Source organism: Frankia sp. AiPs1, assembly GCF_023716945.1.
Lineage (GTDB): Bacteria > Actinomycetota > Actinomycetes > Frankiales > Frankiaceae > Frankia.
The window spans coordinates 46998-65265 of record NZ_JAMQQF010000003.1 but is presented as its reverse complement, the minus strand read 5'-3'; the positions used below and the strand labels follow the sequence as shown (position 1 = coordinate 65265).

21 protein-coding genes are annotated in these 18268 nt (G+C 69.4%); 16 read left to right on the top strand and 5 right to left on the bottom strand.

The annotated features are described in order from the left end of the window. The first annotated feature begins 37 nt into the window (after positions 1-37). From ND748_RS01220 to ND748_RS34870, 13 genes are all read left to right on the top strand, one after another. Entirely contained in the window at positions 38-448 is a 411-nt protein-coding gene (locus ND748_RS01220; RefSeq protein WP_251743445.1) for a 6-carboxytetrahydropterin synthase, read from the top strand. After that, positions 445-1191: a 7-carboxy-7-deazaguanine synthase QueE gene (locus ND748_RS01215; protein WP_251743444.1), complete on the top strand. Its 747-nt coding sequence runs from the start codon at positions 445-447 to the stop codon at positions 1189-1191. Before ND748_RS01220 ends, ND748_RS01215 begins: the two co-directional genes overlap by 4 nt. Before the next feature lie 55 nt (positions 1192-1246). Then, a complete protein-coding gene (gene folE / locus ND748_RS01210) occupies positions 1247-1888 on the top strand; it encodes a GTP cyclohydrolase I (RefSeq protein ID WP_251743442.1) in 642 nt (213 codons plus the stop codon). Between the two features lie 64 nt (positions 1889-1952). Then, entirely contained in the window at positions 1953-2507 is a 555-nt protein-coding gene (locus tag ND748_RS01205; protein ID WP_251743441.1) for a phosphoribosyltransferase domain-containing protein, read from the top strand. A gap of 47 nt (positions 2508-2554) precedes the next feature. Then, positions 2555-3337, top strand: a complete 783-nt coding sequence (locus tag ND748_RS01200) for a bifunctional 2-polyprenyl-6-hydroxyphenol methylase/3-demethylubiquinol 3-O-methyltransferase UbiG (protein ID WP_251743440.1) — start codon at positions 2555-2557, stop codon at positions 3335-3337. Beyond that, positions 3334-4041, top strand: coding sequence for a hypothetical protein (locus ND748_RS01195; RefSeq protein ID WP_251743439.1), 708 nt, complete (start codon positions 3334-3336; stop codon positions 4039-4041). The genes ND748_RS01200 and ND748_RS01195 overlap by 4 nt, the downstream gene beginning before the upstream one ends. After that, on the top strand, positions 4031-5077 hold the full coding sequence (locus ND748_RS01190; protein ID WP_251743438.1) for a radical SAM protein: 1047 nt from the start codon (positions 4031-4033) through the stop codon (positions 5075-5077). The genes ND748_RS01195 and ND748_RS01190 overlap by 11 nt, the downstream gene beginning before the upstream one ends. Further along, positions 5074-6180 (top strand): DegT/DnrJ/EryC1/StrS aminotransferase family protein, encoded by a 1107-nt coding sequence (locus ND748_RS01185; RefSeq protein WP_251743437.1) that lies wholly within the window; start codon positions 5074-5076, stop codon positions 6178-6180. The genes ND748_RS01190 and ND748_RS01185 overlap by 4 nt, the downstream gene beginning before the upstream one ends. Positions 6181-6254: 74 nt before the next feature. Then, entirely contained in the window at positions 6255-7025 is a 771-nt protein-coding gene (locus tag ND748_RS01180; protein WP_251743436.1) for a hypothetical protein, read from the top strand. Continuing rightward, positions 7022-7711 carry an HAD family phosphatase gene (locus ND748_RS01175; RefSeq protein ID WP_251743435.1) on the top strand — a complete coding sequence of 230 codons (690 nt, stop codon included), beginning with the start codon at positions 7022-7024 and terminating at the stop codon, positions 7709-7711. Before ND748_RS01180 ends, ND748_RS01175 begins: the two co-directional genes overlap by 4 nt. 31 nt (positions 7712-7742) lie before the next feature. Then, positions 7743-8708 carry a phosphoribosylaminoimidazolesuccinocarboxamide synthase gene (locus ND748_RS01170; RefSeq protein ID WP_251743434.1) on the top strand — a complete coding sequence of 322 codons (966 nt, stop codon included), beginning with the start codon at positions 7743-7745 and terminating at the stop codon, positions 8706-8708. 146 nt (positions 8709-8854) lie between these two features. Beyond that, entirely contained in the window at positions 8855-9514 is a 660-nt protein-coding gene (locus tag ND748_RS01165) for a 3'-5' exonuclease (RefSeq protein ID WP_251743433.1), read from the top strand. Between the two features lie 12 nt (positions 9515-9526). Next, on the top strand, positions 9527-9637 hold the full coding sequence (locus ND748_RS34870) for a hypothetical protein (protein ID WP_374215819.1): 111 nt from the start codon (positions 9527-9529) through the stop codon (positions 9635-9637). Here the strand turns inward: ND748_RS34870 and ND748_RS01160 are convergent. From ND748_RS01160 to ND748_RS01145, 4 genes are all read right to left on the bottom strand, one after another. Then, complete coding sequence (locus ND748_RS01160) at positions 9634-10197, bottom strand: NUDIX hydrolase (protein ID WP_374215818.1); 564 nt, start codon at positions 10195-10197, stop codon at positions 9634-9636. The genes ND748_RS34870 and ND748_RS01160 overlap by 4 nt on opposite strands. 416 nt (positions 10198-10613) lie before the next feature. After that, positions 10614-10826 carry a hypothetical protein gene (locus tag ND748_RS01155; protein WP_251743431.1) on the bottom strand — a complete coding sequence of 71 codons (213 nt, stop codon included), beginning with the start codon at positions 10824-10826 and terminating at the stop codon, positions 10614-10616. Between the two features lie 446 nt (positions 10827-11272). Further along, positions 11273-11665: a patatin-like phospholipase family protein gene (locus tag ND748_RS01150; protein ID WP_251743429.1), complete on the bottom strand. Its 393-nt coding sequence runs from the start codon at positions 11663-11665 to the stop codon at positions 11273-11275. Between the two features lie 44 nt (positions 11666-11709). Further along, positions 11710-11994: a hypothetical protein gene (locus ND748_RS01145; protein ID WP_251743428.1), complete on the bottom strand. Its 285-nt coding sequence runs from the start codon at positions 11992-11994 to the stop codon at positions 11710-11712. 253 nt (positions 11995-12247) lie between these two features. On the opposite strand from ND748_RS01145, the gene ND748_RS34410 reads away from it, so the two are divergent. From ND748_RS34410 to ND748_RS01130, 3 genes are all read left to right on the top strand, one after another. After that, complete coding sequence (locus ND748_RS34410) at positions 12248-12511, top strand: hypothetical protein (RefSeq protein ID WP_251743427.1); 264 nt, start codon at positions 12248-12250, stop codon at positions 12509-12511. Continuing rightward, the gene (locus ND748_RS01135) at positions 12504-12977 is read left to right on the top strand and encodes a GNAT family N-acetyltransferase (protein WP_251743426.1); all 474 of its coding nucleotides are present in this window, start codon (positions 12504-12506) and stop codon (positions 12975-12977) included. The genes ND748_RS34410 and ND748_RS01135 overlap by 8 nt, the downstream gene beginning before the upstream one ends. Before the next feature lie 281 nt (positions 12978-13258). After that, the gene (locus ND748_RS01130; protein ID WP_251743425.1) at positions 13259-15721 is read left to right on the top strand and encodes a toll/interleukin-1 receptor domain-containing protein; all 2463 of its coding nucleotides are present in this window, start codon (positions 13259-13261) and stop codon (positions 15719-15721) included. Between the two features lie 793 nt (positions 15722-16514). On the opposite strand, the gene ND748_RS01125 is transcribed toward ND748_RS01130, so the two are convergent. Continuing rightward, positions 16515-18182, bottom strand: a complete 1668-nt coding sequence (locus tag ND748_RS01125) for a hypothetical protein (RefSeq protein ID WP_251743424.1) — start codon at positions 18180-18182, stop codon at positions 16515-16517. Positions 18183-18268: the final 86 nt, after the last annotated feature.

Below are 18268 nucleotides of genomic sequence, written 5' to 3'. Positions count from 1 at the left end.
GCGGCACAGATTGCCGACACAGGCCAGGGAGAAGGCTATGACCTTCAGCTCCGTTCCGACGCCGCCGGGCACCTACACCATCAGCAAAACCTTCGACTTCGAGGGGGGTCACCGGCTCCCCGGTCTGCCGTCGGCGCACAAGTGCTCCCGCCAGCACGGGCACAGCTACGAGGTCGAGGTCATCCTCACCGCTCCCCTCCTGGAGGAGCCCGGTTTCGTGACGGACTTCGGCGCGCTGGCTCCCTTCAAGGAGTTCCTGGCCACCGAGCTCGATCACCACAACCTTCACGAGATCCTTCCCTTCGAGCCGACCTCGGAGCTTTTGGCCCGGTTCCTGGCCGGTTGGTTCATCCAAAACGTCCAGCCGACGATCCCCGGGCACTTGGTGGCTGTCGGGGTCCGCGAGACCAGGCGCAGTTGGGCCAGGTTCGATGTGGAGGGGCGGTGACCGCGCTGGGACCGGCCATCGTGGAGCTCTCGGCGAGCGACGCCGGGACCTGGCTGATCATCGCGGAGTGTTTCGGAGTCGAGACCCCGACCCTCCAGGGCGAGGGTCCGAGCTGCGGGCATCCTGCCCTGTTCATCCGCCTGTCCCGGTGCAACCTGACCTGTGCGCGATGCGACACGACGTACACCTGGGACTGGTCTCGGTTCGACCCGCGCACGGAGTCGACGAAACGGCCGGCGGCGGAGCTGGTGGCCTGGGCGGCGTCGTGTCCGGTCGAGCTGGTCGTGATCACCGGCGGTGAGCCGCTGATCCAGCAGCGGAACCTGGTGGCCCTCGTCCAGGGGCTGCTGGCCGCCGGCAAGCGGGTCGAGGTTGAGACGAACGGCACCATCGCGCCCGACCCGGCCCTACTGGTCGAAGGAGTGCGATTCAACGTCTCCCCGAAGATCCAGAGCTTCGGGGTGGCGGAGAGCAGGAGCATCGTGCCCTCCGCGCTGGAGGCCTTCGTGGTGGCGGGCAGCGCGGTGTTCAAGTTCGTCGCTTCGTCAGTCTCCGACCTCGACCGGATCGCCGCGCTGGCCGCAGCCCACCGGCTCGCGCCGGTGTGGGTGATGCCGGAGGGCACCACCGCTGAGGCGATCATCGCGGCAACTCGTGTCCTGGCGGACGCGGTCACGGCCCGGCACTGGCATTTCACCACCCGGCTGCACGTGCTGGCGTTCGCCGACGCCCGAGGCCGCTGACCTGGCCACCGCTCACTCCCTGCTCTGTTCCTCGGCCCGAAAGCGAGAAGGCCCTATGACGAGCACCTCCATCGCCGACCCGACCGCGCCGGAGTGCAGCGCCGCACCCACGCTCTCCGTGCCCGCGCCGTGCATCGACACCGGCCGGGTCTCCGACCTGATCGCCCAGCTCCTGGTCGCGCTGGGTGAGAACCCCGCCCGCGAGGGACTGAGTGGCACTCCGGAGCGAGTCGCGTCCTGGTGGAACACCTTTCTGTCCCCGGACAGCGCCGCGACCGCGACGTGCTTCGCCGAGTCACACGTGAATGGCGAGCTGGTCGTCGTGGGCGGCATGAGCGTGTGGTCGCTGTGCGAGCACCACCTGCTGCCCATGAACCTCCAGGTCACAGCCGGGTACGTGCCCGCGGGACAGCTCCTCGGCCTGTCGAAATTCGGCCGCATCGCTCAGCGGCACGCCGGCCGTCTCCAGGTCCAGGAACGGTTCACCCGCCAGGTCGCCGACGAACTCGCCAGCGTGATCGGCAGTGACGACGTAGCCGTAGCCGTCCGCGGCACGCACCTGTGCATGAGCATGCGGGGTGTCCGGATGGAGGCCGCCCGCACCCGCTCACTGTGCGCCCGCGGCCGGTTCCAGAGCGACCCGGTGCTCTCCCAGCAGTTCCTCGCCCTCGCGCACCCCCACACCCACCCCGAATGAGAGCGGGTATCCCGTGGACACCATGGCAGGCCGCCCTACCGCCCCGCCTGACGATGACGCGGTCGTGGATCGCGTCTTCGAACACCGCCGTATCTGGCGTCTGGCGCAGGACGCTTTCACCTCTGCTGCCGCGCTGATCACCGAGCGGGAGCCGACACCCGACGTGGTGGTCGGGATTGCCCGCGGTGGGGTTCCGCTGGCCCAGTTGCTCTCCGCGCACTACGAAGTGCCGGTTGTGGAGTTGACGGCCCGCCACAATCGCAGCGACGAGGTATACCTTGCCGCGACCGGGCAGGTCGAGCTGCCCCAGGAACCCGATGGAGCCCTGGCGGCGCATCGCGAAGCCCGGATCCTGCTCGTCGACGACATCTGCGGCACCGGCTCCACCTATCGTGCGGCGGTGAGATGGCTGGAAACGCATCTGGTCCCGGCCGCTGTGCGCACCGCGGCGCTATGCCGTAGCGAGGCGGCGGCTTTCACCCCGGACACCTGGGTGTGGGACACACTCGACTGGGTCGTCTTCCCCTGGAATGAGCCGACGCAGACCAGCGAGGACCTGATCGTGCCGGCCTCGCCACGAGTCCGCCTTTCGGACGCGCCGGCCGAGGCGGAAGGATGAATGCTGCGCGGCCGTCGGAGCAGTATGTGACCCGGCCGGGAACTCCGATGGTGGGACCCTACAGCACCAACCAGATGGATGACTTCTACGCGGCGTTGGGCCGCGGTGAGGCCAAGCCGTCGGGTCTGATGAACCTTTTGCAGCACCTGATCGTCGCTGAGCGGTGCGCGCCCGGCTCGCGTGTACTGGATGTGTGCTGCGGCCGGGGCCTGGCGCTGCCGCTGTTGTTCCGCTGCGCCCCGACGATCGCGGGGTATGTCGGGCTGGACATCAGCGCCGCCAATCTCGAGGAGGCCCGGGAGCGGATCGAGGCCCTGCGTTCGACGTACGGCGACCCCTTCCCGGTGGCGCTGGTGGAATGCGACGTCGCCCAGCCCTGGCCTGATCTGCCCTCGCCCAAGCAGGGTTTCGGCATCGCGCTCTACACCTCGGCGCTGGAGCATCTGCCGTTCGAGCTCGGCGTGCAGAGCCTGCGCAGCACCGCCGCGGCGCTGGGACCACAGGGAGTGCTCTTCCTGTCCACCCCGGCGGCCGTCGGGCCCCCGCCTCGTCCGTTGCAGTACCGCGTCCATGTCTATGAGTGGTCGCGCGAGGAGGTCGAGCAGGTGATCGCAGGCGCGGGCCTGATCATTGAGGACGTGATGGGCCTGCTGCCGCCCGCACCGGAGGCAATGGTGGCCGCGCTCACCGACCGGTACGGGCAGGCTGCGGCAGCCTGGTACCGCGATCTCGTCGAACGCGTCCCCAAGGCGTTGCTGGACACGGTCTCCGCCGTCGCCGTTCCCGACGTGGCCACGGAACTGCTCTACGTCTGCCGGAGGCCGGCATGAACGCCTCGACACCGACGGGCAGGCTCGCGCTCGGAGCCACATCGCTGTGGGTGAGCATCGAGGGGATCAACGGTGTCGGGAAGACCAGCGCGGCCCGCTCGGTCGCCGCCGCGCTCGGCGCGCGGTGTCTGCTTCTGGACGAGCTCACCGACTCCGGCGACACACTGACCGGACGGGTGATCGCCGCGTTGAGCGCCGAAGGCGACCCTTTCCTGCGCACGGGTAACCCGGCCGTGGAGACCCTCGCCCTGCTCGCGTTGGAGGTCCGCAAGACCGAGCGACTGGCCACACGGGACCTGACCGGAGTCAGGGTGATCCTGGAGGACCGTGGCGTGGACTCCGTCGCCGTGTGCCAGGCGGCGATCCTGTGCTCCCAGCAACCGGAATCATCGCCCGACGCGGTGGCCCGGCACGTGCTGTCGAGTGCTCGGCGGTGGACGGCGTTGCCAGACGCGACCATCGCGCTCACCGGTGACCCTTGGGTGTGCGCGCGGCGTTTCACCGACCGGATCGGGTGCTCGCTAACGCTGGCGGACGTGCAGGTACTCGAACAGATCGACATCCTCTACCGCGAGGCGGCTGTCCGCGATCCCGGACGGTTCACGCTCCTGGACACGGCCGGCATGTCGCCGGAGGAGACCGCCGCCGCCGTCCAGGAGGTCGTGACCACGCTGCTGGATCGACAGGCCACCCATGCCTCGTGACGTGACCCTGTTATGGGCTCTGCGCTCCCCGTGCGCGTTCGCCTGCCCGCATTGCTACTTCGGCACCATCGAGAAGCACAAGGACGCCCCGCCGGAGCAGGCAGGTGTCCTGTCGCACCTGGCGCGTACCGACCTGCCGGCGAAGGCGCTGACGGACTTCGCGCGGACGCTGGCGGACTCGCCTGTCGAGCGGGTGATCCTCGCTGGTGGGGAGCCGCTGGACTGGCCCCCCGCACTGGAAGTGATCTCCCTCATCAAGGACGGGGGCTGCCAGGTCGTCGTCGCGACGAACGGTGTTCCGCTCACCCGCCCGCACGTGGCCGAGCGCCTGGTCGCGCTCGGAGTCGACGGCGTGTCGGTGTCGCTCGACAGCGCGGACCCCGAGACCAACGACCAGATGCGGCCGTCCCGGTCGGGTCGCTTCGGCTACCACGACGTCCTGGAAGGCATCGGTGCCCTGCTCCAGGCTCGCGACGAAAAGCCCACGCCCAGGGTCGGGATCTACACCGTGGTCACGCGATCACGTCCGCAGGAGATCACCGACGTGGCGCGGCTGGCGGCGGACCTCGGTGTCGACTACTACGTGCCGCAGCCGATCTCCCTCGCCACCGACCACCAGCTCTTCCACCCGATGTGCCACACCCCCGCCGACGTCACCGACGTCGGCGAGTACCTCGACCTCCTCTACAACGACCCCCAGGGGCTGGCTCTGCCCGACCCGTCCTATGTCCAGCGCTTCATCACCGCGATCTCCACCCATGAGGGCGGGCATGTGCCTGACTGCTTCGGCGGCGCGCGCCTGTTCTTCATCCAGCCCGACGGGTCGGTCTGGGACTGCCCGTCCGATCGCCGGATCGCCGCCCAGGTCACGCATACGCCCGCGCTGCTGCGCACCATCGAGGACGGCGACGCGCGCACGCTGTTCGCCGCGCGGCCGACGTGCACGGACTGCACGCTGTTCAGCCGTGACTGTGTGAACATGTGGCCCCTCGTCCTGGACATGCCGCGGCTACTGGACCCGGGGCCGGGGCGATGACACTGCCTGCGCTCCCCGGCGGGACGCAGCCACTCGTGGAGCAGCTCGCCGCGGTTGTCGCGCAGATGCCCGACCCGAGCGGCGGGCCGGACGTCGCGCAACTGGAGCACGACCTCGCCGAGGTCTTCGGCGTGTCGCACGTCGTCGCGGTGTCCTCCGGCACCGCGGCCTTGCACGCTGCGCTGTCGGCCTGCGGCATCGGTCCAGGAGACGAAGTCCTCGTTCCGGCGCTGAGCGTCGTCATGACTGTGGCGCCCCTGGCCGCCCTGAGGGCGGTGCCGGTGTTCGTCGACAGCGACCCGGCCACCCTGGACCTGGACTACGACGACGCAGCCCGCAAGGTCACCTCGCGGACCCGGGCGATCATCCCGGTCCACCTATGGGGCCGGATGGGAGACCCCGCGGCCCTGACGGCCTTCGCGTCCACCCGCGGGCTCGCCGTCATCGAGGACGCCGCACAGGCTGCTGGCACCGCCCGCGACGGTAAGCAAGCCGGCACCGTCGGCGTCGGCTGCTTCAGCATGAAGGACGGCAAGATCCTCTGGAGCGGCGAGGGCGGCTTCCTGCTCACCGCCCAACCCGAGATCGCGCAGCACGCTGCCGCGTTCCGCAACCACTGGCAGCAGGCCCCCGCCGGCGAAGCCCCATTCAGCCGCCTGGCCACCAACTCCCGCCTCGCGGCGCCGCTCGCCGCGATCGCCCTGGCAAACCTTCGCCGGCTCCCCGCGCTGGTTGAACGGCGCCGCGCGCAGACCCGCTACCTGCTGGACACCCTGAAGCAGGCATCCGGCCTGGTAGCCCTGCCATCAGCCACCGGCGAGGAGTGGAACGGCTTCGCCCCGCTGTTGCACATCGACCTGCCCAGCCCCCGTAGGTTCGCGCAGCACCTCGCCCAGCAGGGAGTGCCGAACTCCACCGGCAGCTTCCGACTCGTCCCCTGCGACACCCGGCCCATGTTCACCGGCCACGGCCGTCCGTGCCGTGGTGCCGCCGACATCCTCGACCACACCCTCGCCGTCATCCTCACCGAACGCGACGCCAAGACCACCCTCGACAGGTATGCCGCCGTCATCACCCACGAGGCCGCCGCATGGGCCCCGTGACCGACCAGCACCACACCCCCACCGGAGCGACCCCTTCCGCGGCACCATCCTCGTCCCGGAACGGAACTGCCCACATGACGATCGCCTCGATACGCCCTTCCTGCACCCGCGGCCCACTGATCTCCGTCGACGGTGTCACGGGAGTCGGCAAGACATATCTGACTAGGCGCGCCGTGCACGCCCTCGACGACAGGCCGCTGACACTGGAAGGGTTCTCCCAGCGGGCCGACGGTCGCCCGGGACTGGGTGAAGCCCTGCTGGGCGCGCTGCGCGAGGCCAGCGCAGGTGACCCGTTCCTACGCGGGGGCACGCCCCTGACCGAAACCCTGATCCTGCTGGCGATCAAGCGGCATGACCTGGACGCCGCCGTCGGCGAGCTGTCGCGCGGACGGGCAGTCATCGAGGGCCGCGGCGTCGACACAACAGCGGTGTGCCAGGCGTTGCTGCTGCACCCTGATGACGGCGACGCCGCCCTGGACACGGCGATCGCCCTGCTGGAACTCGCCTCCTCCTACCGGCCGCTGCCCGACCTCACGATCCTGATCACCGACGACGCCTCCGCAGCCATCGGGCGTGCGCAACGCCGCGACCAGCGCGTCTTCACCAGCGAGCAGGCCACGTTCATCCGTGAGGTACGCGAACTCTACGAACGGCTCGCCGCCACCGATCCGGTCCGCTACCGGGTCGTGGACCGGCGCAGCGTCGACGAGGACGAGGCGGCCGAGCTGATCCGGGCGTGGATCCACGACGCTGGGACCGACCTGGGCTGCCTGCGCGAGCCGTGGCAGGACCTCATTGCCCGGTGCATGTGCTGCGGCCACCACGCGAACCCGGCGCCCGCGTGAACGAGACGGCCTCTCCCTCGATCAGCCCCCAGCCGGGCCCAGCGGCCACCTGCCTGCCCGCGATCCCTGCCGGCATCAAGGCCGTTGTGTTCGACTTCGACGGCACCCTCGGCGATACCACACCCAGCCACGAGCAGGCGCTGCGAGCGGCGCTGACGCCACACGGCGTCGGCTTGGACCACGACTGGTATCGCGGACACGTCGGCCTGTCCATCCACGACCTGCTCGACGCGCTACCGGGTGGTCGGCACCTGCCACACGAAAAGATCATCGCCCAGAGCCGCGCGCATCTGCTGGCCACCGTGCACAGCATCACCCCTGTCCCATACGTCATCGCACTCCTGCGCCACGCCCGCCGTGCTGGGCTGCCCTGCGCCGTGGCCTCAGGTGCCAGTCGCCTGCTCGTCCATCCGGGCCTTCACGCCCTCGGCCTGACGCGGGAGTTCGCGGCGGTCGTCGTGCGCGAGGACGTCACGAAGGGCAAGCCGGCCCCCGACCTGTACCTGCTGGCTGCCCGGCGCCTCGAGGTCCCGCCGCGCCACTGCCTGGCCGTCGACGACGCCCGCGACGGCGTCACCTCGGCCCGCACGGCCGGCATGCACGTGATCACGGTCGTCGACGGCCACCTGGCCGACGACGCCGAACCGGCCACCACGCCACCTCGACCAGAAGGTTCCGTCCGATGACGGCGCGAGGCCGTCGCACCCGGGGAGCATGATGCCCGTCCTCCACTCGACCAAGAACCTGGAGATCATCGATCCGCCCACGTCTACGAGAGAGGGCGTCGGAATCTTCGAGTACACCGACCACTACACGGTGTTCCACTACGGCCGGATGCCGGACCCGATCCCCGGAAAAGGTGAGGCGATCGCCCACATGGCCGCCTTCACCTTCACGATGCTGGAAGCAGCAGGCGTGCCCACCCACTTCCGCCGGTTCATCGCCCCCAACCGGATCGAGTTCGACCTCGCCCGCGTGCCAGGCCCCGACACCGGGCCGTTCACGCCGGACGCCGGACCCTACCTCGTCCCCGTGCAGGTCCTCATCCGCACCGAGCTCCCGCCAGGAAGCTCCGTTCACCGCCGGCTCGCAGCAGGCACCCTGACACTGGCCGAGCTCGGCCTCACCAACCTTCCCACGGACGACCAGCGGCTTGAGCGCCCATTCGTCGAGTACGCGACCATGCTGGAGGACGTCAACCGCTACGTCAGCGCGCCCGAGGCCCAGCGCCTCGCCGCTCTGAGCGACGAGCAGTTCCAGACGATGCGCGACACCGCCATCGCGGTCGACCAGGTGCTTACCGAGCACAGCAACGAGGTCGGGCTGAGGCACTGTGACGGCAAGGTCGAGTTCCTGGTGTCGAGCGATGCGCGCCTCGTGGTCGCTGACAGCCCCGGCACACCCGACGAAAGCCGCCTGATGTTCGGCGAAGTCCACTGCGGCAAGCAGATCCTCCGGGACTGGTACGTGGCGAACAGGCTGGAGGTGCCGGTCGACGCTCTGATCAACGACGGTGTGCCCAGAAGCCTATGGTCACAGCCGGCGCCCCTCCCGCCCGAGTTCGTTCCGGTGATGTCAGACCTGTACCGAGCCCTGAGCGAGACCTGGACAGGCGAGCGGCGCTGGAACGCGCCGAGCCTGAAGACCGCCACGCAGGCCGCCTCCAGCCTTATTCAGTGTTGACACATCATGGCAGTGGGCGCCCCGGCACCCTCCATCTCGACACCAGGCGCGGGCGAGCGACCGCCACGACCCGACCTGACGAGGAAGAAAGCGGTGGATGCATGGGGGGTTTGACACAAGATCCCGCCTTTCGAGCGACCACCTTCGTGGTTATCGACTTCGAAGCGACGACCCCTGCGGGCCACCCGGCTCAGCCCACCGAGGTCGCCGCTCTCGCGCTCCGCTACGACGACGGCGGGTGGAGCGAGGCCGGTAGGTACACCTCCCTCATCCGGCCGCCCGCCTTCGCCCCGGTGACGCCGGCCGACACAGCCCAGACCGGCCTCACCCCCGAGCAACTGCGCCAGGCGCCCAGCCCGACCGACGCCCTGGGCGCATTGGACCGGCGGTTCACTGAAGGCATTCAGTACCTGCTGGTCGCTCAACACGCCGCCACCGAAGCCAACATCATCCACAATCAGCGCGAGCACTGCCCGGCGCTGGCCCACATCGACTTTCTCGATACGATCCCGCTCGCCACGCACCTCATCCCAGGTCTGCCGAACTACCGCCTCGACACGCTGCTGGCCCATTTCCAGATCAAGCAGCCGCCAAATCGTCACCGGGCCCCTGCTGACGTTGACGTCACCGCCCAGATGTTCTTCCGGCTCGTCAGCGTCGCGGACGAAGATCCGCAGCTCGGCGATCTCGCGGCCCTGGTAAAGCTCGCGGGACGCACAGCCAAGAGCAACAGGCCCGTCCAGGGTGGCCTGTTCGACATCGAACTCCCGGCGGAAGAAGATCAGGGCACAACCGGCCCGAGATAACCGTGGGCATGGATCACCCCACGTTGGCTATTGGAAGTCGAGCAGGTCGGGCCGAGGCGCCCCGATTGGCAGATCACATGCTGTCGGAGGCATTCAACGAGCCCCGGTCAACAACCGGTCTAGGCCGGTGCACGGACCGCCCGCGCGATGCGGTGGCCGACAAGCCGCTCGGCCACGGCGAGCGGATACCATGCGGCACCGTGCACCTCGGACTCCTGGATGCGCCCCACCTCTGCATACGCCGTGGTGAAGGCGTACCCGATGTCGAGGTGGTAGTGATCCGGCTCGTCCTTCGTCGGGCGCGCCGGAACCTGGCCGTACTCGATGTAGGCGGGGGTCTGCGACGCGGGAATGACCGTGTCGGGGTCAACACCGGTCTCCTCCGTCAACTCGCGCACTGCCGCGCCGATGAGTGTGGTGTCGGTCGGCTCCAGGTGACCGCCAGGCTGCAACGTGATTCCGTACGCGCGGTGCTCGATCAGCAGGATCTCGGCACCTCCGTGGCCGTCGCTACGGACCAGAAGCGCTCCAGCGGTTACATGCATCGGAAGTGTCCGCCTCGAGGCAAAACCCCGTCCTTGAGAAAGTAGTAGCAGCGGCTCAGCCAGGAGCGTGGCCTCGTCGGGGTAACGCTCAATGTAAGTAGAAAGCGCCCTCGCAATGTCCGAATCACTGATCGCCACGAGCTGCCCCCATATCAGCCCGAGAGACCAGCCTTCCGGGATCTCCGGTGTGAAGGTGAACGGCAAGATGCAACACAGACAGCTCCGTAGATAGCGCATAGCGTACCAGGAAGCCCGCATTCTACGCGCGGGGCCTCAGGGGTGCGCGTATGCCACGCCGGGATAGCGACGGGGGCGGGTCTCCGACCAAATCCTTGCAGGTAGACCTGGTCCTTGAGTTGAATTCAACCACCCGGGTCGCTTGGGTGACTGCCGGCGATGTCCTACCGGGTCCCCCTCCGCGAGCCTGTGCGGAGGTGCACGGCAAGCCCGGTCCGATGGCCGCGCAAGCCACGTCGAAGCGGCCGCTGACGCAGATCTCCAAGAGGTGGCATGCCGGGGAGCATCCCGTGACTCCCGGCTCTTCGCTCGAAGACCTACGGCCCCACCGCGGCGACTATCACCCCGGCGACCGCGACGAGCAGACCCAGGGTGGCCAGTGTGGCGCCGGCGCCAGCGAGCAGCACCCGCGGCCACGGGGCGCCGGCGAGCCGGTGCAGGATCCCGACCACCGTTCCTGCGAGGGTGGCGAGGGCGAAGGCGGCGACGACCGCCAAGACGACGAGGACGACCGTGAGGCCGACGGACACCGATGCTCCGTACCGCGCCGCCCGCCCCGGTCGACGCGGCGCTGTAGGCAGCACACGTCCTGAGCCGGCCACGCCCGTCTGCCAACCGACCCCGCAACGCAACGTCGCGGAGGCCACCTCGAAGGAGTTTGCGGCCCGCCAGAACCGGGGTCCGGCGGGCATGGGCGTCCTTCGAGCCGAGCGGGGCCCCGCCAAAATCGGTGGCGGTGCTCGTGATCGAGCCTATCCGATCAGATGACGCCCGCATATCCCGGTGCATCCCAGGCCTGGCCTGTGCGCTGCGGGGCGGGGATGTGTGACGCCGCCACGACCCGGTTCCAGGCACGCAGGGTACGCCACCCCTTTACGCGGCCCTACTCGTCGTCGCCCTCGTTGCGGTCGGCGGCGTCCTGTGCAGTTCTTGGGAGTCGAGGGAGATCCGCGCTGGTGTTGGCGCTCACGCTGATCTACGCGGTCGGACGGATGCGTCGGGCGGCTTCGGAGGCCTGGTCCGCGCCGGCCTGGTGGGCGGACTGCCAGCGGGTCCGGTCACCCAGGTCGGGGCCGAGGCTGTTCTGCGCCGCCTCGTCAGGGACGATCCGTAGCACGGTGGCGGCGCCGGCCGGCTCGGCGGGGGACCCGAATCTGTGCGCCAGTGGTTCGATGATCACGACTGTGTCCGCGCCGGCGGTGAGGTGGGTATGGGATCCTCCGCCCAGAGCGCCGTCCATGTAGCGGCGGCCGTCGATCGTGACCGGCGGGTAGGCGACGGGCATGGCGCAGCTCGCCGCGACGGCTACGGGTAGCGCTATGCCACTGGTGCGGTCCCAGACGACGGGCTGGCCGGTCTCGAGATCCACGGCGGTGATCAGCGGCCGTCGGTCCGGCCAGTCAGGTGTACCGGTCAGGGATCCCATGCTGGCGACGTGTACGTCCTCGGGGACGGTCGGGGCGGGGAGCGCGATCCGGCCCACGTGGCGGCGGGCCTCGGCCGGGTCGAGCCCAGGATCGCCGAGGGTGGTGAAACACCTCTGCCATCAGATGGGGTCGGGCGCCGCTGCGGGCCGGGCAGGCCGGACGGGTTGGGCAAGGTGGCGAGGCGGTGGGGGTCACCACCAGTAGCCAGAATCGCCCCGGCGATCGCACCCGCCGAGGTTCCGGCCACCAGATCGGCGTCGGCGAGGTCCACACCGTCACGGCGCAGTCCGGCGGCTAACCCGAGCAGCCAGGCCGTGCCGATGAGCCCGCCAGGACCCAGGACAACCGCCGCGCGACCGGAGAAGGTGATACCCGCCAGCGTCGGACCTCAAGCCATGGCGAGGTCGAGCCCCAGGTTCTACACGTGACTGCGCCGCTCCGGCCCGGTACGCATCGCCGCCCGCCTCGGCCGGGAGAAGGGCGTCACCGATCTGCTCGCGGCCCTTCCGCCGGGATTCCGCCCGGTGCAGCTCGCCCTCAGCGCAGCAGGCTTCGAGGCCCGACGCGGCAGCCAGACCGCGCTACTTGCCGAAGCCACCGCCCTCGCCGCCCGGACCGGCGTCACCCTACGCACGGCGCTACGCTGGCACGAGGTATCCGGCTGGCTCGCCGGCGCCGCAGTCACCGTCGTGCCCTCCCACCGGGAAACCTTCGGCAACCTCTGGCGGCACAGTCCCGGCGGTGCTGAGGTTCTGGACGCGGGCGGCCGACGGTGCAAGCGTGAGTGACGATCCGGTCGGAGTGGGCCGCCTACTCGCGCACGATCCCGGCGCGCTACTCGTCGCCGATCACAACGGCGACGTGGTCGGCACGGTGGTGGCCGGCTGGGACGGGTGGCGCGGTCACGTCTACCGCCTCGTGGTCGATCCCGAGCATCGCCGTCGAGGAGTGGCTCGGGCGCTGCTGTCCGCCGCCCACGACCGGTTTGCCGCCTTGGGTGCGGTGTTGGCCGATGCGCTGGTCGAGGACGACAACGCCGATGCTCGGGCCACCTATGAAGCTATCGGCACCAGCCCAGCCGGGGCCGGTTGGTATGGGAGCTACCCTGAGCGGACAGTGGCCGACCGAGGGCGCGCGGCAGGCCGGAGCGCCATGACCACAATGCCGCTACCAGTTCTCGTACTGCTGATTGCCGACACGCCGATGAGCGTCGCGCGGATCCAGAGGCCTGTCCCCGCGATCGCGGACTGGTAGCCGGCCTGCCTGCCACTGGCAGTACCGAGCCGCTGCCGGCACTCGGCGCATTCGTGACGACCGTCCTCGCATCCCTGGCCCATTTCGCGGCGCTCGAGCAGGTGGCGCCTCGGTCAGCTCGGACCACCGACACGGACCGTTCTGCCACGCCGGCTCTCAAGCTGAAGGAGTCGCACTCCGGGTAGCGCAGTGCCTGCGACTCCATGCCCGGCAGCGGGATGATGTCCCGCCGCCGGGGTGTGACAGTTCGTCGTGATGCTGGCTGGCTTATGGTGATGGGCATGGGGGTCCCGCCAGCGACCGACACAGCATCGGGTTCGCCGGGGCCGGTGGACTTTTTCGTCTCGTACACGGCGGTAGACGAGGCATGGGCGCAGTGGGTGGCCTGGCAATTGGAAGCCGCCGGCTACACCACGCTGATCCAGGCGTGGGACTTCGGCGCCGGGGCGCATTTCGTCACCGAGATGCACCAGGCCGCGCAGCATGCGGCGCGGACGGTCGCGGTGCTGTCGACGGCGTATCTGTCCTCGGCGTATGCGGCGGCAGAGTGGCAGGCTGCCTGGGAGCGGGATCCGTCCGGTCAGGATCGCAAGCTGCTGGTGTTCCGGATCGAAGACTGCTCCCGCCCAGGACTGCTCGGCCAAGTGGTCGGCGTCGATCTGTTCGACGTCGACCCGGATGCCGCAGCCGCCCGGCTGGTCGCCGCGGCCCGCGGGCAGCGGGGGAAACCGCCGGCCGAACCGTCGTTTCCCGGCGGGCCCGCCCGGCGGGCAGGATTGGTGACGGAGCCGGTGTTCCCGGGCCGGCTGCGGGTCGCCGACGCCGATCCATACCGGCTCGGGGTACACCGGGCGATCCAGCTGTCCGACCTCGGCGACAACACCCCGCCGGTCTACGTGGAACGCGACATCGACCGGGCCCGCAACGGGGTCCGGGCCCAATTACGGACTGCGGCCGGGCGGGGTGGGTTCGTGCTGCTGGTCGGGGGATCCTCGGTCGGCAAGACCCGCTGCGCGGTCGAAGCGGTCAAAGCCGAACTGGCCGACTGGCGACTGATCCACCCCGCCAGCGCCACGCAGATCACTGCCCTCGCCACAGCACCCCCCGCCCAGAGCGTGCTCTGGCTTGATGAGCTCCAGAAATACTTCGACGGTGAACACGGCCTGACCGCGGGTGTTCTACGTGCTCTGCTCGACGCTGCCAGCCCGGTAGTGATCGTGGGCACGCTCTGGCCGGAGTACTTTCGCCACTTCACCGCTCACCCGAAATTTGACGAGCTCGACTCTTCCCGGTGGGAACGCGACGTCCTGCGCCTAGCGGCCGTCGTCGACGTCGACGACCAGTTCAGCACCGCCGAGCAGGAGCGCGCCAGTCACGCCGCCACACAAGACCGGCGGATCCAGGCAGGACTGGACAACAGCGCCGGCTATGGGCTGACCCAGACATTGGCCGCCGCCCCCGAACTCCTCCGACGGTGGACCAGCGCCCACACCGATCGCCCCTACGCCTGGGCGGTCCTCACCGCCGCAGTTGACGCCGCCCGCCTCGGCGCCCGCGCCGCTCTGACCGCCGGCCTGCTGCGCGACGCTGCCCCGGACTACTGCACCCCCCGCCAGCAAGCCACCGCACCAGCCAACTGGTTCGAAAACGCCCTTATCTACGCCACCGAGGAACTCCACGGCGCCGCCGCCGCCCTCGCTCCCACCAGCAACGGCATGGGCATGGGCATGATCGCCGGCTACACCGTCGCCGACTATCTCCTCCAAGAGGCCACCCGCACCCGCCGCGGCGAACGCCCCCCAGCCAGCCTGTGGGCCGCGCTGCGCGACCACCCCACCCACCCTGACGACCTCACCCGCCTCACCGAAACCGCCCTTAACTACCGGGTCTACACACTCGCCGTCCCCCTCCTGCGCCAGCAAGCCGATGCCGGCGATGGGTTCGCCGCGGGCTGCCTAGCCGCCCTGCTCGCCGAGGCTGGGGATCAGCAGGGTGCGATCGACCTCCTACGCCCGCGCGCCGACGCCGGCGACTGGAACGCCGCGATCCGGCTGGCCGACCTGCTGGCCGAGTCGGGGGACTGGGACGAGCTGCGCCGGCGCGCCGACGCCGACGATGTGCTCGCTGCGAGCCGGCTGGCGAAGCTGCTCGCCGAGGCTGGGGATCAGCAGGGTGCGATCGACCTCCTACGCCCGCGCGCCGACGCCGACGGCTGGGACGCCGCAAGCTGGCTGGCCGACCTGCTGGCCGAGCCGCGGGACCGGGACGAGCTGCGCCAGCGCGCCGACGCCGACTATGGGTTCGCCGCAAGCTGGCTGGCCGAGGAGGGGGACCACGACGAGCTGCGCCAGCGCGCCAACGCCGGCGACTGGGAAGCCGCGATCCGGCTGCCCGAGCTGCTCGTTGAGACAAAGGATCGGCAAGGTGCGATCAACGTCCTACGCCCGCGCGCCGACGCCGGCGACTGGGAAGCCGCGGCCCGGCTGGCCGACCTGCTCGCCGAGGAGGGGGACCAGGACAAGCTGCGCCAGCGCGCCGACGCCGGCGACGTGCTCGCCGCGAGCCGGCTGGCCGACCTGCTCGCCGAGGAGGGGGACCAGGACAAGCTGCGCCAGCGCGCCGACGCCGGCGATAGATTCGCCGCGAGCGGGCTTGCCGACATGCTCGCCAAGTCGGGGGACAAGCGGCTGCGGCGTTATGGGTTTGCCTTGGATGGGCGAATCGCCGACGGGCCCACCTGGTAGACGGGAAGGGGCCCGGTGTCGGGCGGGGTCGGATCCGGCCTTTCGCCCGGTAATCTCCGACTTCTCGGACGCGAGACGTTCGATCTGTACGGTGAACACCGGGATGGCTGGGGGCCACCTGGTCCGCTCCAGGTGGGTCCAATGCCTGGTGATCAGACAGCGGTGCCACCGTGCGACCGGGCCGGGAGAATCTTCAATGTACCCTCAGCGTCGTGGGCGGGAGTCTGATGAGCGCGGCGAGGACCGCCCGGTCTACCGAGTCCCACCGGGGCCTGGTCTGGGTGCGGCGCAGCCCCGCGACCTCGTGCCGCGCTGCGAGCAATTCGACGTTCTTGGACCCCGGCGTGCGACCGAGGAACAAGCCAGCTACATACCCGCACGAAGATCTGGTGATGCAGGCGCACTGACATAATCGACCATCAAACCGCCGGAACTATCGGCGAATTTCCCCAGGCCACAGATCCAGGTCGACGTGTGACACTCCAGCATCAATGATCATTGAGATCATGACAAACACGCCGCCCCACGATATGAACCATGACATTCGGCGATCCGGGTTTCTGCCCGAATCCGATCCGGCCTCATATCCGCCGAGGATTAGAAGAATGCACGAGAGATCCATCCTATCCAGGATCCGGCGGCAAAAGAGGCCAAAACAGTAAGCAGGGTCAGTGCGGCGATGAGGCTGAACGGGATCCATCCATCGGGCGATGAGGTCCTGGATTTTCTCCCAGCCATAGTATTCCTCCATCGAATCGAACTGTCGGTGCTCTTTTTGAGGTGCTGTGTACTGTCAGAACGGGGGTTCGAGTTCGGTTGGGATTGCTGCCGGTAGGTCATGCGGTAGCCCGTCTGCCGGTTCCGTCGGGCAGTCCTCGTAGCGGTCCGGGCCGTTAGGTCCCTTCTCCATGAGAACGTCGTGCCTGTATGTAGCCGCGAGGGCGGCGAGTGTGGCGGGGGCCTCGATGCCGGTGACCTCGATCCCGGGCACCTCGTTGACGAGCCGCGTGAGGGTCTCGGCGTCCAGCCGGAGCGCGGCGTCGAAGAGCGGGGGCGCGACCGCGAGGAACCCGTGAACGGGATCGTGCACGACGATGTCCTCTCCTACCTCGAGGTAGGGCGCGCCGGTGGAGGGCTCCAGGTCGTGGTCGGGCAGGCCATCGGTGGACGGTCCGGGGGCCCAGGCCCGGCCAAACATCGGATCCAGAGCCGGAATCCCGTAGCCGGGACGACATACCTGCGGCCCGGCGGGACCGGACTCCACGACTGTGAATTCGTCGAGGCTGACCAGTACCTCACCGACCTCCAGCGGGATGCCGGCCTCGGTGCGCGCCTCGACCAGGGCGTCCAGGGTCTGCCAGGCCGTGCCCGCGAGGGGGACAACGTCGCCTTCGGGTATGCGGACGAGTGGGTGACTGCCGTCGGGCTGCACGTCGTAGAACAGGCCAGCATTCTCGACGGCGATCGCGCGTAGGACGGTTCCGGTCTCGAAGTGCGGGTCGTCGACAGCCCGGACCCGGGCACCGTAGCCGAGGACAGCCACGTCGGCGGGCTCGATCCCGGTGTCCTGGGGACGCAGGGTCGCTCGAGCGGTGAGAGCGGAGAAGATCAGGAAGGCGTCAGGGTGGTTGGCGAGAGGGTGGCCGGGCAGGCTGGCGACGTCGGGGCGCACGCAGTACCGCGGCGGGTCCCCAATGCTGTCTACGACCACGCCGGTGGTCCGCAGGTCTCCCTGGTCTGAGAGCAGGGTGACGCGGGTTCCCACCGGGTACGGCTCCGGTGGGATCGTGAGGACGTCGAGCAGATCGCCGCCGTGGGCGTCGAGCAGTGTCTGTTGGCGCGAGGTGAGCATGCTGCGCGGTCGGCCATGGACGGCGTAGTCGGCGAGGAGTCGAAGGGTGTCGTCGTCGAGGGTCAGCGTGGCCGGTAGCACCGCGTCGTCGGCGACAAGAACCTGGCCGCCGTGCCAGAGTCGGAACGACACCGCGTTAGCGGGATCGCCGCTTCCTGTTCGCGTGGGCGTGATCGCGATGATGTCGACGCGGTGTGGGCCGTTCTCCCAGGTGCGCAGCGGTGGCGTGTCGTGCAGCAGGCGGCCGTAGGACACCGGAGGCTGCGCGCCGATGTGCACCGTGCTGGCCCGCCAGGGCTGATAGCGGGTCTGGTGAACCCACCCGGCTTCGGGCGAGGACGCCCCCCAGGATGAGGTGGCCCTGAGGGGAATGGCACCCAGCGCTTCCATGGCCTGTTCCGGGAACACGAAGCCGAGTTGCTCCTCCAGGCGGCGACGACTGGCCACAGCCCGATGCGCGACAAACAGATCCCCGGACATCGCGGAGGGATGAATCAGCTCTGCGGCGAGAATGTGGGGCTCGCTCGGGCTGGCGCGGGTGAACCGCCAGCTTGCGGCATGCACCTCGATGAACACGGCAAAGGGATGGTCGGGGGAAGATGGATCCATGGTGGTGAGGCTTTCTGCCGCATGTCGTCGGTCCGTGGCCGTCGGCGCCGCATCCGCGGCCGGGAATACGGGACCTCGGTGCCGGG

What these genes read in the sequence shown, in the direction of transcription:
- ND748_RS01220 (WP_251743445.1), top strand. Translation starts at nt 38, where the DNA reads ATGACCTTCAGCTCCGTTCCGACGCCGCCGGGCACCTACACCATCAGC.
- folE (WP_251743442.1), top strand. Translation starts at nt 1,247, where the DNA reads ATGACGAGCACCTCCATCGCCGACCCGACCGCGCCGGAGTGCAGCGCC.
- ND748_RS01200 (WP_251743440.1), top strand. Translation starts at nt 2,555, where the DNA reads ATGGTGGGACCCTACAGCACCAACCAGATGGATGACTTCTACGCGGCG.
- ND748_RS01195 (WP_251743439.1), top strand. Translation starts at nt 3,334, where the DNA reads ATGAACGCCTCGACACCGACGGGCAGGCTCGCGCTCGGAGCCACATCG.
- ND748_RS01190 (WP_251743438.1), top strand. Translation starts at nt 4,031, where the DNA reads ATGCCTCGTGACGTGACCCTGTTATGGGCTCTGCGCTCCCCGTGCGCG.
- ND748_RS01185 (WP_251743437.1), top strand. Translation starts at nt 5,074, where the DNA reads ATGACACTGCCTGCGCTCCCCGGCGGGACGCAGCCACTCGTGGAGCAG.
- ND748_RS01180 (WP_251743436.1), top strand. Translation starts at nt 6,255, where the DNA reads ATGACGATCGCCTCGATACGCCCTTCCTGCACCCGCGGCCCACTGATC.
- ND748_RS01170 (WP_251743434.1), top strand. Translation starts at nt 7,743, where the DNA reads ATGCCCGTCCTCCACTCGACCAAGAACCTGGAGATCATCGATCCGCCC.
- ND748_RS01130 (WP_251743425.1), top strand. Translation starts at nt 13,259, where the DNA reads ATGGGGGTCCCGCCAGCGACCGACACAGCATCGGGTTCGCCGGGGCCG.
- ND748_RS01125 (WP_251743424.1), bottom strand. Translation starts at nt 18,182, where the DNA reads ATGGATCCATCTTCCCCCGACCATCCCTTTGCCGTGTTCATCGAGGTG.